The organism is Pseudomonas sp. PSE14 (assembly GCF_029203285.1).
Classification (GTDB): domain Bacteria; phylum Pseudomonadota; class Gammaproteobacteria; order Pseudomonadales; family Pseudomonadaceae; genus Pseudomonas.
Map to the genome: position 1 here is coordinate 4,922,831 of NZ_CP115669.1, position 12,427 is coordinate 4,935,257.

Genomic DNA, 12,427 nt, shown 5'->3' on the forward strand with positions numbered 1-12,427 from the left:
TGTAATCGGTTGTACGATACAGGGGCGTCGCCAAGCGGTAAGGCAGCAGGTTTTGATCCTGCCATGCGTTGGTTCGAATCCAGCCGCCCCTGCCATAACCCACAGGGTCATACGTACAGCGTCAACGAACACATTGCTCCGCAAGTTGTAAGCTACAGGGGCGTCGCCAAGCGGTAAGGCAGCAGGTTTTGATCCTGCCATGCGTTGGTTCGAATCCAGCCGCCCCTGCCATTTTCTTCTGGCTCAACCGGGCCTACCCTCAAGCCGACACAGGTACCGCAGCGTGTCCAAAATGATGGTTTTCACGGGGAACGCCAACCCCGATCTGGCACGCCGTGTCGTACGGCAGCTGCACATCCCCCTCGGTGACGTTTCTGTCGGTAAATTCTCCGACGGCGAAATCAGCGTCGAAATCAACGAAAACGTCCGTGGTAAGGACGTCTTCCTGATTCAGCCGACCTGCGCACCGACCAACGACAACCTGATGGAACTGGTGGTAATGGCTGACGCCTTCCGCCGCTCCTCGGCGACTCGTATCACGGCCGTCATCCCCTACTTCGGTTACGCCCGTCAGGATCGCCGTCCGCGTTCCGCCCGCGTGGCCATCAGCGCCAAAGTCGTTGCCGACATGCTGACAGTCGTAGGCGTCAACCGCGTTCTGACTGTTGACCTGCACGCCGACCAGATCCAGGGCTTCTTCGATATCCCCGTCGACAACATCTACGGCTCGCCCGTACTGGTCGACGACATCGAAGACCAGCGCTTCGAGAACCTGATGATCGTCTCCCCGGACATCGGTGGCGTGGTTCGTGCTCGCGCCGTCGCCAAGTCCCTGGGCGTCGACCTGGCCATCATCGACAAGCGTCGTCCGAAGGCCAACCAGTCCGAAGTCATGCACATCATCGGTGATGTCGAAGGCCGTACCTGCGTACTGGTCGACGACATGGTCGATACCGCCGGCACCCTCGGCCATGCCGCCAAGGCTCTGAAAGAGCACGGCGCCGCCAAGGTCATCGCCTACTGCACCCACCCGGTGCTGTCCGGCCGTGCCATCGAGAACATCGAAAATTCCGTACTGGACGAGCTGGTGGTGACCAACACCATCCCGCTGTCCGCTGCTGCACAAGCCTGTGGCCGCATCCGCCAGCTGGACATCGCTCCGGTTGTCGCTGAAGCCATGCGCCGCATCAGCAATGAAGAATCGATCAGCGCCATGTTCCGCTAAGGCGGAGCAGAGCTGACGTAAAGCGCCCCGTCATGTCGATGGGGCATAAAGCAAAATCGCCCGAACGCTGGTCGCAAGCGTCCGGGCGATCTTGTCATTTTGGAGATATACAAATGGTTGATTTTGTACTGAATGCTCAAGAGCGTTCCGACCTGGGGAAAGGTGCGAGCCGCCGCCTGCGTCGTAATGCCGGCCTGATCCCGGCTGTGGTTTACGGTGGCGAGAAAGCCCCGCAATCCCTGACCCTGGAACTGCGCGAAGTTGCCAAGCTGCTGGAAAACGAGGCTGCCTTCAGCCACGTGATCACCCTGAACGTCGGTGCCGCGAAGGAAACCGTACTGATCAAGGCCCTGCAGCGTCACCCGTCCAAAGGCTTCGTCATGCACGCTGACTTCCAGCGCGTCGTTGCCGGCCAGAAGCTGACCGCTCACGTACCGCTGCACTTCATCAACGAAGCCACCGCTGTTGGCGTCAAGGTTGGTGGCGGCGAGATCTCCCACGTGATCGCCGAAGTCGAAGTTTCCTGCCTGCCGAAAGACCTGCCGGAATTCATCGAAGTCGACCTGGCCAAGGTAGAACTGGGCCAGATCGTTCACCTGTCCGACCTGAAGCTGCCGAAAGGCGTAGAGCTGGTGCAACTGGCCCACGGTAACGACCTGGCCGTCGCCAACATCCACGCTTCCCGCGTAGTGAAAGAAGAAGGTGAAGGCGAAGCTGCTGCCGAGTAATCGCGCGCACCATTGCCTTTAAGGAAGGGGCCCCCGTCGTGACTGCCGTACAACTGATCGTTGGCCTGGGAAATCCAGGCCCTGAATACGACCAGACCCGGCATAACGCGGGGGCCCTTTTCGTTGAGCGACTGGCGGACGCGCAACGCGCGAACCTGTCTCTCGACAAGAAGTACTTCGGCCTGGTTGGCAAGTTCAACTACAAGGGCCGCGACGTTCGTCTGCTCATCCCCACCACCTACATGAACCGCAGCGGCCAGGCCGTGGCGGCGCTCGCCGGATTCTTCCGCATTCCGGTCGAAGCCATCCTGGTGGCCCACGACGAACTCGACATGCCCCCCGGCGTCGCCAAGCTCAAGAAGGGCGGCGGACACGGCGGGCACAACGGGCTGCGCGACATCATCGCCCAGCTTGGCAACCAGAACGGTTTCCATCGCCTGCGGCTTGGCATCGGCCATCCGGGGCACAGCAGCCTGGTCTCCGGTTTCGTTCTTGGCCGCGCCCCGCGCGCCGAACAGGAACTGCTCGACACCAGCATCGACTCCGCCCTCGGCGTGCTGCCGGAAATGCTCGACGGGGACTGGACCCGCGCGATGCAGAAGCTGCACAGCCAGAAGGCCTGATCACACCTCTTTTCCGCCACCTGGCGCGAGGGACCTAGCATGGGATTCAACTGCGGCATCGTCGGCCTGCCCAACGTCGGCAAGTCCACCCTGTTCAACGCCCTGACCAAATCCGGCATCGCGGCGGAAAACTTCCCCTTCTGCACCATCGAGCCGAACAGCGGCATCGTGCCGATGCCCGACGCACGCCTGGATGCGCTGGCCGAGATCGTCAAGCCCGAGCGCGTCCTGCCTACCACCATGGAATTCGTCGACATCGCCGGCCTGGTAGCGGGCGCGTCCAAGGGTGAAGGCCTGGGCAACAAGTTCCTCGCCAACATCCGCGAGACCGACGCCATCGCCCACGTCGTGCGCTGCTTCGAAGACGAGAACGTCATCCACGTCTCCAACAGCGTCGACCCCAAGCGCGACATCGAGATCATCGACCTCGAACTGATCTTCGCCGACCTCGACAGCTGCGAGAAGCAACTGCAGAAGGTCGCGCGCAACGCCAAGGGCGGCGACAAGGACGCCCTGGTACAGAAAGCCCTGCTGGAAAAGCTCATCCCCCACTTCACCGAAGGCAAGCCCGCCCGCTCGCTGATGAAGAACATGGGCGATGACGAGAAGCGCGTCATCCGCGGCTTCCACCTGCTCACCAGCAAGCCGGTCATGTACATCGCCAACGTTGCCGAAGACGGCTTCGAGAACAACCCGCATCTGGACGTCGTCCGCGCCATCGCCGAAGAAGAAGGCGCCATGGTCGTACCGGTGTGCAACAAGATCGAAGCCGAAATCGCCGAGCTGGACGACGGCGAAGAGAAGGACATGTTCCTCGAATCCCTCGGCCTCGAAGAGCCGGGCCTGAACCGCGTGATCCGTGCCGGCTACGAACTGCTGCACCTGCAGACCTACTTCACCGCCGGTGTGAAGGAAGTCCGCGCCTGGACCGTCCGCGTCGGCGCCACCGCCCCGCAGGCCGCCGGCGTGATCCACACCGACTTCGAAAAAGGCTTCATCCGCGCCGAAGTCGTCGCCTACGACGACTTCATCCAATTCAAGGGCGAACAGGGCGCGAAAGAAGCCGGCAAATGGCGCCTGGAAGGCAAGGACTACATCGTCAAGGACGGCGACGTGATGCACTTCCGCTTCAACGTCTAAGCGCCAGCAAGACTCGAAAAGCCCCGGCCACCCTCCGGGGCTTTTTTATGCCCATCGCTCTTGTAGGAGCGAGCTTGCTCGCGAACACCCCAGCCCCTCATATTCCCCTTCCGAGTCCTGGAAGCCGCCCTCCCCGCCCGGCAATCCCCGAAATCAGGCCTTTCCGCCTAAACGATTGATAGATCAGAAAAATATTCAAGAAAAGGGGTTGACACCCCCCCTCGATCTGCGGAAAATGCGCGCCACTCGGCTACATAGCTCAGTCGGTTAGAGCGCAGCATTCATAATGCTGATGTCCCAGGTTCAAGTCCCGGTGTAGCCACCATATAAAAGAAGGGGTTAGCGCAAGCTAACCCCTTTTTGTTTTGCCTGAGTGACTACGAAGTGACTACAGGCTGTCCACTCCCTTCCCTTTCTTCTCCGATTCAGTTCCCATAGCGTCCAGGTCAATGTGCCACCATGACAAGGACGGTCAAATGTTGGGAATTCCGCAAGAGATGCTTCTCCCCCTCGCCTGTACCTTCGGCGGGATCTTTGGCAGCCTCACTCAAGCCGCCGTAGCGACCATTACGCTAGACGGACCACCCAACAAGCTTGGCATCATGCAAATTGCCCCTCCCGAACTTCAGCAAATTCGGGGAATGTGGCTGTTCCTGCGCATATTCATAGGCGGAGTGCTCGGCTTCGTCTTTGGCCTGTACTTCATTGGCACACTGAACGACGAAGCAGGCACCTTCGCACGAATTTGGGCGCTTTCGTTCGGCGTAGGGTACGCGGCGCCAAAAATTTGGGCCGCCCAGGAAAAGGCTTTGCTAAAGCAGGTTGCCCCAGACGAAGCGCCCACTAGCCGATCTGAAGGTTAGACCTCTATGAACGTGCCCCTCAGCGAGCAGCAAGAACGCATCATCCTGAAAATCGGGAAGATGATGCTCAACTTTCAGAATTTCGAGCGGAAGCTGAAGGCCATTCTGGCAACACGAGATCTACAAGGGCCTATTGGCGAGCTAGACACCATCAGCCGAACACAGCACTCAAGCTACGCGAAGACGATGCTTGGCCTTTTGGCCGGCGAACTGACGAGAAAAGCCATTCGCCCTACAGACGGCGTTGAAGATGAGCTTGAGCTACCAGCGGATCATATCCGCATGACGATAACTCTCCACCTCGAACCTGCCGAACTCGACGCGTTCAAGCGTCAGCTAAAAACGCTAGTCGACGACCGCAACCTCCTGATCCACAAATTTAGTGAAAAGTTCAGCCTTCAGGAGCCGGACCAATGGGATGCAGCCGAGCAATTCCTAGATGATCTCCGAGCTAGGTTCATCCCGCTAAACAACCGAGTGGACCAATGGATTTCACTGCTTCCCAATACGCTCAAGGCACTCCATAACGCACCCTCGGAATGAGATAGGAAGCTCATGCTTGAGCTATCTGCGTGCCAATTGCATGGCTCGACTGAGCAATCGGTGATAACCGCATCGCTGATTCCAAATGCTCCGGCGACAGGTGCGCGTAACGCATCGTCATTGTGATCGACGAGTGCCCGAGGATCCGCTGCAGCGTCAGAATGTCCCCTCCTCCCATCATGTAGTGGCTAGCGAAGGTATGGCGGAGGATGTGGGTCAGTTGCCCCGGCGTCTGGAATCCACAGCGCTCATAGGCACAGCGGAAAGCAGCCCTGCAGGACATGAACAGGCGGCCGGTTCCAGGCATACCCACCTTGAACATCAATTGCTCTAGCTCGGCCGGGATCGGTACGGATCTGCTCTGACGGTTCTTGGTCCGGTGGTAGTGGACCTTTCCCCCATGAACTGCCCCACGGGCGATGCTCTCGGCCTCTTCCCAGCGAGCGCCTGTTGCGAGGCAAAGGAGAGCCACCGGGTACGTATGGTTGTTCGTGCTGGCCTTGCACTCATCAAGGAGCTGGGCAACCTGATCCAGGGTGAGGAAGGTCAGTTCGACCTGATCGGTCTTAATCTGCCGGACATTGGCCAGTGGGTTCGCCTTGTGCCATGAACCGAGGCGGATCAGCTCAGAGAAGATCGCTGACAAGTAACGCTGTTCGTGGTTGACCGTTTCCGGCTTCACCTCGGTCAGACGGCGCTGCCGATAGCGCGCCCACGCGAGTGAGTCGAACTCAAAGGCGTGCGGATTTCCGAGACGTTGAGCCAATGCTTGGCAGCGAGCCAGGCGCTGTTTGCCGTCCTTCAATGTGCAGCCGTGGAGGTCGTACCAGACCTTCACCAGATCGGAGAGGCGATCATCCAGCGGGCGGCCGGTCTCACCCAGGACGGCGAAGAAGTCCTGTTCATAGCGAATCGCGGCGGACTTGGTGGCGAAGCCTTTCTTGCGGATCCTGCGACCGGAGCGACCGTTTTCGTAGAAGTCAGCCGTCCACGTCTTCCCATCCTTGCGTGCGGTCATATCGCGTAGCCCCGCCTGATGTAGCGATCGTTGATCAGTCCAATGACGTGCTTTTCGAGGTCGCGAGTGCTGTAACCCTTGGCGGTGTAGTGGTCTTCGATCACGTGCCAGAAGGGAAGCGTTCTCCCGACCTCAAGCGCTTTTTTTGGTGGGATGCGCTCCCGTGCAATCAGGCTGGCGAACTGGCCCAGGAACATCTCGCAATTCTTGCCGGAGAAGCCCTGTGCGGTTTTGTAATAGCGGCGGTACTCGGTGCGCTCGATGAGCGGATCAGCTTCCACCTGCACCTTGGTGTCGAGGCTGATCAGAGACCAGAAGGCATCGAACACGCCTTCCCGGGAAAGGAGCTTGTAGTTGTCGCAGGCGTACTGCCACAGGCCCTGCAGGTGCGGGCAGAGGCCCGAGTAGGTACGGCAACCGATCACCTCACCAGAGGACATCGTGGAGCCTTCGGAGAACTGCTGGACGATGGAGTGGTGGAAGCGGAACTCAATGCGCCACACGGTTTCCAGTGGGTTGTAGGCGGGTTCGCCATCGCCGAAGGGATCGCCGTTGAGGGATGCCCACACGGATTCACAGTAGTCGAGCTTGTCAGTCGCCCGGGCCTGCAGCGTCTTGTTGTACAGGCACATCTGCAGGCCGTTGGCCGAGCCGAACATGTAAGTCTCACCCCGGCCGTACACCGAGGCGTTGCCGTCGTATTCGATGCGGTCGATGCCGCTGATCTGGCGGACACGCCGGGACCGGCAATGCATGCGATCCACGAAGTCTGCAGGCGGGGTCCAACCCTGAACGTCGAGGGCGATATGCACGGCGCATTGGTTGGCTTCGCAGGCAGCGAGTACACCAGCGGCCAGATCGTCCATCACCCCCTGCAGGATCTTTGGATCGGCGCCATCCAGGGCATGGGGAGAGACTTCGATTTTCAGGTGAGGACCGATCACATCGATCTTCACGTTGTGGTTCTTGATCAGCAGGATCAGCCCCATATCCGCGTTCTGCAGGCGGTACTGGTAGCCCGAATCCCGGCCAATACGGCCCTTGGCCCACTTGTAGCCGGCGAATTGCACGATGTCTTCCGGCTCATCGAACAGCGCCATGACTTCCGGGCGGATCATGCCGTTGTACAGCTGCCGTACGGTGTCCACGCCACAACGCAGCAGGCGAACACCTGACAGATCCGCGAATCGGCCACTGGCCGGGTCCATAAAAATCCGTCCTTCGGACGACTCATAAAAATCCCCGTTCTCCTTGAGGATCAGGCGTAGGGGGTGAATCGGCTTTTTCATGTTTCTTACCCTTCAATGAGGTTTATTGAGGTGGGTGATCGATAGTTATCCGACGTGTTACAGGGTCGTCGGCCGCGCCGCCGGCCTACCGCTCGTGCCTTACGCTCCCGGCCGGCGGCGCGGCTCGCCGACTCAAAACGGAAACGCCGCCACCGGCTCCAGCATTTGCAGCGCAGTGAAGAAGCCGAGCGCATAGGCGAGTGCGAGCAGCCCGAGGGCGTTGATCAGTCCATGCAGGGTCATTGGCTTTTCCTCCAGGGGCGCGAGGCGTATTCGCTGTCCGGAACGACGACGAGCTTCGGCTGTGGTGTGGATGGGGTGGCAGGTGGTGCAGAGGTGGCTGCGGTGAGCGGTGCGGTACCGATCGCCGGGCGTGAGGGGGCGCCGACACAGGTGATGGTCTGCTTCCAGCGCTCGTACATCAGTTCTGCAATGCAGGCGCCCTTGCTGCGAACGGCGTAGCCCGCGCTGACCAGGTCCCAGCTGGTCAAGTCCAGTCGCCGGCCCTCCGCATCGACGAAGGCGAACATGTATTGGTCGCCCTTCTTCTTGCTGTAGAGGTGGGCGGTGATGGTGATGGTTCGCCCGGCGAAGGGATGCGGATTCAGCTCAGCAGGCGGATCAGCTGGCCGATCAGGTACAGGCTGAGCAGGAACAGCCCCAGGCGCAGCAGGACGCGCCGCAGGAGCCACAGCAGCGGTTTGAGCAGGGGTGGAAGGAGTGTTTGGAGCAGCCGCCATAGCAGCCGTGGGAGGGGGCGTAGCAGTCTGGCCGCCGATGACCTTGAGAGGCCCCATATAGCTGACAAAGCCAATAGTGCCGGCCAGCAGTGCCAGTAGAAGAACCAGCTTAGGCGACCGGAGCAGACTCTTGCCGGCCTTGGTGTCCTGGGTCTTGCCGGTGGCGGTGGATTGGTAGAGGGCGAAGGTCTGCTTCTTGATTCGCTTGTATTCGACGATGGTGCCGTCGGCGGGAGGTCGGTTGAGCTGGGCGTCATGCTGGGCCTCCTTGTAGCGGCCGGGGATGCCGATGACTGCGAGGTTGGAATGCTTGTAGGCCATCTCGCAGGTCATGCGGATGTCGTCGCGGATGTAGCTGATGTTCGGGGTGGTGAGGACGATGTCCCAGTTGAAGTGGCGATGCCGGGTCCAGGCATCGAGCCAGCCCATGGGCCGGTCCGCTTCGTGCGCCGCCTCGGGACCGCCGGGGAAGTCGAACTTCTCCAGGTCCTTTTCGCGCCAGGATTTGGGGAACAGCAGCTGGGTTTCGTCGAAGATCAGGAAGGCGCCCCGCGGTGCCCATTGGAACCAGGTACGCATCCGTTCGAGGTCGGCCAGCGATTCGAGATCGAGGTTGATGATCTCGGCGGTATTGGGCAGATCGGGGAAGACTTCGTAGGCGCGCTCCAGGGTGAAGCCACGCACGTTGGTGATGATGACGCGGCCTTCCTTGAGGGCCGGCACGGCATCGTCCTGTATCGCGCCGGAGGTCTTGTAGGAGCCGTTGGGGCCGTGGTGAATCTTGATCGACATGACTCACCTCCCAATGAACGGCACGAAGCGCATGCAGAAGCGCGTCACGGCGGCGACGAAGATGATGTTGAGGGCCTGGGGCACACCGAAGAAGGCGAGCGCGGAGACGACGGGGGCCGGTAGCGCGGAGTACATCGACTGCACCAGGGCGCCGACGCCGAGGCTGTCGATCAGGTCGCTGGCCACGGTGTAGCTGACGTCGATCAGCAGGATGAAGGTCTGTAGCGCGCCGACCATCGCGGCCTTGGTGGCGACGACCAAGCCATCCTTGACGAAGTCGTAGATGCCCTGGGCGAAGAAATTCCAGATCCACTGGAAGAAGCTGATGATCTGGTCGAAGAAGCCGGAGAGCCATTCCATGATTCACTCCTTCAGAACAATGAGCGCGGCGATGACGGCAGCCATCAGCAGCAGCGCGAGTCGGAGGTTGGCGAGCTGGTCGCCGTAGTCGGCGACACAGAAGCGGTAGGACTTGCCCCAGACGGTGATGGAGTCGCACGGCAGCTTGCCGGCGCCTCCCGAGAGCTGGAGGTTGAAGGCGCCTTTCATCTGGTCAACGTTGGCCTTCACCTTGTCCTTGAGTTCTTTCTTGGCGTCCTCAAGACGCTGGTCCCACTCTTCGTTGGCCTTGTCCCAGCTGCCGGCCTCGGGGGCATTCAGGCTGGATTCGGGGCCTTTGCCGCCGCCGCAGACGTAGCCTTGGCTGGGGTCGCATTCGCCCTCGCCGTCGTCGTCTCCGTCGCCGTCACCAATGCCGTCACTTCCACCGTCATCGCCGCTGCCGGAACCACTCCCGGAACCGCTGCCTGAGCCGCTGCCCGAGCCACCGCTGTCACCTTCCTCCCAGCAAGTGCCATCCCGGTCGCACGGCTCATCCGCAGGATCGTCGTCGCCTCCGTCACCACTTTCGCCCCCGGCCTCGCCACTGGAGGGCTCTTGCGTGCAATCAGTGCCCGACCATGCTTGTCCCACCGGGCAGCCGGGGTCATCGGGGTCTGACGGTTGGGTTGGGGATTCCGGTGGTTCTTCGGGATTGAGTGGATCGCCCACGTCAGCCGGCGAGGGTTCTACGCCGCTGCAGCGCTCGCCGTCGCTGGTCATCGAGTAATTGCAGAAGCCCGTGTCGGAGGAGCCACTTACCAGATAACAGCTCGCGGCCTTGCTGGACGCAGAGATGTACTGACAGCCAGCGCTACACACGGCGGAAGGGGGGCTGCTAAGCACATAAGTACGACCGGAAACGGTCGCTACGGGAGAGTCGGAGCCCCGCGTCAGCAGCTCCTGACCGACATCACACGACGGTGCCGCAGCACAGGCACCATCAGCACCTTCCTCCTGCCCTGGAGGGCAAATGCAGCTGAAGGTTTCCTCATTCCAGAGCTTGCCCACCGGGCAGGAATCGCCGTACAGGAAAAAGGTGTAAGTGCCTGCAAACTCATCATCTGAGGCCCTATTAAACTTGCAGCTCCCCTTTACGGTCTTGCCATCCCGAGTTATCTGAAAGGCGTACATGTACACGCCTTTTTTGTTGCCGGGCGTGCCACTCCAGCAGGCTTCTAACGCAGTCTTCCAGTGAGTCGAATAGTCCGTATTCTTCCAGTAGTACTCCACCCCCCAGGCCTGCCCCACACAGGCTCATACCACAACTGCGAATAACCATTTCCTTGCCATGGTGAACTCCAGGCAGAAAAAAGCCCCCAACGGCGCACCGTGGGGGCTTCCGCTGTTCAGTCAGCGCGTCAGAAGAATTCGCCGCATCGGTACCCGGTGATGAAGGCGCCGGCGAAGAACGCCCCCAACCACACCGACCACAGCACCGGTTACGCCTTGCGCAACATGCTGTAGATCAGGCCTGCGACTGCGAGGATGACCAGAGCACCGACGATGTAGCCGCCGATGTTGGACATGTCGGACTTGCCGTCGGTGATGGCGCTTTCCACCGCCGAGGTGTCGATGACGCTGCCCGCCCAGGCCGGGAAGGAGCTCACGGCGGTGACGGTGCCGGCGATGCACAGGTTGCGGAAGGAGCGGAGCGGGTTGAACTTGGCGATGTGTTGTTTCATGGCTTTCATGGTGTTTCCTCTCTACTTGGCTTTACGGAGAAGTGACGCGACCCAGCTAGTCAGCAGGCCCGTCACGAAGGCTCCCAGGACACCCGCAACACCGATGCTGAAGGCTTCCAGGGAGAACCCGCCGTTGACCAGGATTTCTACGGCTCCAGCGGCCTCAGGCGGTATCAGGTAGGCCTGTTGCCATTGCAGGTGCTGGCACTGCATCAGGCCGTCCGCCGTGGACGCCCAGCTGGTGCAAACCTGTACGGCAACCACGCCCATTCACTCGTCCTCCACGTCAGTCAGCTCGGTCAGCTCCAGGCAGTCCGGGCAGATGTGGGAGGTGGGTTCGGGCAACAGAGCGGGAGCGACTACCGGCTCGTTCCACAGGTGGCCGATGGCCTCGCCGCAGCGATCACAGAAGAGGTAGCCGTCCACATTCATGCGCCCTGCTCCCGTCAGTTCTTCGGCTGCTCGCCGGGCTTCTCAGCGGCGGGCTTCTCGCTGGTGGGTTGCGGTGCCGGACGCTGGGCGGGCTGCTGCACGGAGGGCTGACGAGTCGGCGCGGCGGCTTCTTTGCCCACGCTCAGCAGCTCGGTGAGGAACTGGGTATTGGTGGTGCGGCCGAAACGGTCCTGGGTGGGGCGGACGACGCTGGCGAACTTGCACAGCACCGGAGCGCCGGCGAAGACGATGCCGTCGAGCAGGGTCGGTTCGATGCTGTATTCGCTGATCTCGAAGCCCTTGGCGTTGCCACGAGCGCCTTCGGGGATCGGGGAAATGGCCTGGACGCTGGCGTAGATTTCGCCGGTCTTGGTGGAGGTGTAGGTGTCGGTCTTGGTGACCCACAGTTCAACTACGCCGCCAGTGGTCGCAAACATGTTCATGTGAAGCTCCTTTGCCTTTTTCGGGCATGAGTTGGTCCGCTGCTGCAAATTGGGCGCGTTGGTGGCCGTCTTTCAGCGGGTGTGGTGGTGCCTTGGGTTTACGGGTGGTGAGTGGCCGGGAGAGCGAAGATCAACGTCGTAAGGGCGCTGCCCTTACCATCCCGCTCTCGCCGCCGAGGGCTCAGGAGCGCGGGGCGGTGGAGCTGCCCCACTCTCCCGAGCTAAGGCTATTCAGGGGGGAGCGCGGTCAAGGGTGCGCTTCGCCCGGCGCTCCGTTTGACCGAACGATGGAGCGTGTTCGGACAAGCCGGTGCGGCGGCCCCTGACCGGGGAGGTCTTGGCGCAGGCGATAGCCAGTGCGAGAAGTAGCACGGTGATCGTGCGGAGGCTGCCGTCTGGATCTGGGAATGCCAGCTCGGCCTCTTCGGTCTTCTTGGGGGGAGCGACAACCGCCGTCGCGAACATCAGCGCGACGCCCAAGGGCCCAAAGAAGAAAAGCAGCGAACTGAAAGCGTCATCAAACATGGT

Annotated in this window: 16 protein-coding genes and 3 tRNA genes; 9 read left to right on the forward strand and 10 right to left on the reverse strand. The window is 61.0% G+C overall.

Translation table 11 applies throughout. The features are described 5' to 3' along the window. Window positions 1-20 precede the first annotated feature (20 nt). The 9 genes from O6P39_RS22550 to O6P39_RS22590 all read left to right on the forward strand — a co-directional run bounded on the left by O6P39_RS22550 (window position 21) and on the right by O6P39_RS22590 (window position 5,122). Window positions 21-95: transfer RNA gene (locus tag O6P39_RS22550), tRNA-Gln, on the forward strand. Between the two features lie 61 nt (window positions 96-156). Continuing rightward, window positions 157-231 (forward strand) — tRNA-Gln (locus O6P39_RS22555). A 52-nt stretch (window positions 232-283) separates the two neighbouring features. Further along, entirely contained in the window at window positions 284-1,225 is a 942-nt protein-coding gene (locus O6P39_RS22560) for a ribose-phosphate pyrophosphokinase (RefSeq protein WP_015478849.1), read from the forward strand. 113 nt (window positions 1,226-1,338) lie between these two features. Further along, window positions 1,339-1,953, forward strand: coding sequence for a 50S ribosomal protein L25/general stress protein Ctc (locus O6P39_RS22565; protein ID WP_275608634.1), 615 nt, complete (start codon window positions 1,339-1,341; stop codon window positions 1,951-1,953). Window positions 1,954-1,991: 38 nt separating this feature from the next. After that, on the forward strand, window positions 1,992-2,576 hold the full coding sequence (gene pth, locus O6P39_RS22570) for an aminoacyl-tRNA hydrolase (protein WP_275608635.1): 585 nt from the start codon (window positions 1,992-1,994) through the stop codon (window positions 2,574-2,576). A 39-nt stretch (window positions 2,577-2,615) separates the two neighbouring features. Further along, window positions 2,616-3,716, forward strand: a complete 1,101-nt coding sequence (ychF, locus tag O6P39_RS22575; protein ID WP_243809260.1) for a redox-regulated ATPase YchF — start codon at window positions 2,616-2,618, stop codon at window positions 3,714-3,716. Window positions 3,717-3,964: 248 nt separating this feature from the next. Continuing rightward, window positions 3,965-4,041: transfer RNA gene (locus O6P39_RS22580), tRNA-Met, on the forward strand. Window positions 4,042-4,192: 151 nt separating this feature from the next. Then, entirely contained in the window at window positions 4,193-4,579 is a 387-nt protein-coding gene (locus O6P39_RS22585; protein ID WP_275608636.1) for a hypothetical protein, read from the forward strand. Window positions 4,580-4,585: 6 nt separating this feature from the next. Beyond that, window positions 4,586-5,122 (forward strand): hypothetical protein, encoded by a 537-nt coding sequence (locus O6P39_RS22590; protein ID WP_275608637.1) that lies wholly within the window; start codon window positions 4,586-4,588, stop codon window positions 5,120-5,122. Between the two features lie 10 nt (window positions 5,123-5,132). Here the strand turns inward: O6P39_RS22590 and O6P39_RS22595 are convergent, their stop codons facing one another. The 10 genes from O6P39_RS22595 to O6P39_RS22640 form a co-directional block, all read right to left on the reverse strand. Next, window positions 5,133-6,140, reverse strand: coding sequence for a tyrosine-type recombinase/integrase (locus tag O6P39_RS22595; RefSeq protein WP_275608638.1), 1,008 nt, complete (start codon window positions 6,138-6,140; stop codon window positions 5,133-5,135). Next, the gene (locus tag O6P39_RS22600; RefSeq protein WP_275608639.1) at window positions 6,137-7,429 is read right to left on the reverse strand and encodes a hypothetical protein; all 1,293 of its coding nucleotides are present in this window, start codon (window positions 7,427-7,429) and stop codon (window positions 6,137-6,139) included. Before O6P39_RS22600 ends, O6P39_RS22595 begins: the two co-directional genes overlap by 4 nt. Before the next feature lie 239 nt (window positions 7,430-7,668). Continuing rightward, entirely contained in the window at window positions 7,669-8,961 is a 1,293-nt protein-coding gene (locus tag O6P39_RS22605; RefSeq protein ID WP_275608640.1) for a zonular occludens toxin domain-containing protein, read from the reverse strand. A 3-nt stretch (window positions 8,962-8,964) separates the two neighbouring features. Further along, a complete protein-coding gene (locus tag O6P39_RS22610; protein ID WP_275608641.1) occupies window positions 8,965-9,321 on the reverse strand; it encodes a DUF2523 family protein in 357 nt (118 codons plus the stop codon). A gap of 3 nt (window positions 9,322-9,324) precedes the next feature. Then, the gene (locus O6P39_RS22615) at window positions 9,325-10,572 is read right to left on the reverse strand and encodes an attachment protein (protein WP_275608642.1); all 1,248 of its coding nucleotides are present in this window, start codon (window positions 10,570-10,572) and stop codon (window positions 9,325-9,327) included. Between the two features lie 209 nt (window positions 10,573-10,781). Further along, window positions 10,782-11,033, reverse strand: a complete 252-nt coding sequence (locus O6P39_RS22620; RefSeq protein WP_275608643.1) for a major capsid protein — start codon at window positions 11,031-11,033, stop codon at window positions 10,782-10,784. 12 nt (window positions 11,034-11,045) lie between these two features. Then, window positions 11,046-11,294, reverse strand: a complete 249-nt coding sequence (locus O6P39_RS22625) for a hypothetical protein (protein WP_275608644.1) — start codon at window positions 11,292-11,294, stop codon at window positions 11,046-11,048. Then, window positions 11,295-11,456, reverse strand: coding sequence for a hypothetical protein (locus O6P39_RS22630; protein ID WP_275608645.1), 162 nt, complete (start codon window positions 11,454-11,456; stop codon window positions 11,295-11,297). A 14-nt stretch (window positions 11,457-11,470) separates the two neighbouring features. Beyond that, window positions 11,471-11,899: a DNA-binding protein gene (locus tag O6P39_RS22635; RefSeq protein WP_275608646.1), complete on the reverse strand. Its 429-nt coding sequence runs from the start codon at window positions 11,897-11,899 to the stop codon at window positions 11,471-11,473. A 231-nt stretch (window positions 11,900-12,130) separates the two neighbouring features. Further along, window positions 12,131-12,424: a hypothetical protein gene (locus O6P39_RS22640; RefSeq protein WP_275608647.1), complete on the reverse strand. Its 294-nt coding sequence runs from the start codon at window positions 12,422-12,424 to the stop codon at window positions 12,131-12,133. Window positions 12,425-12,427: the final 3 nt, after the last annotated feature.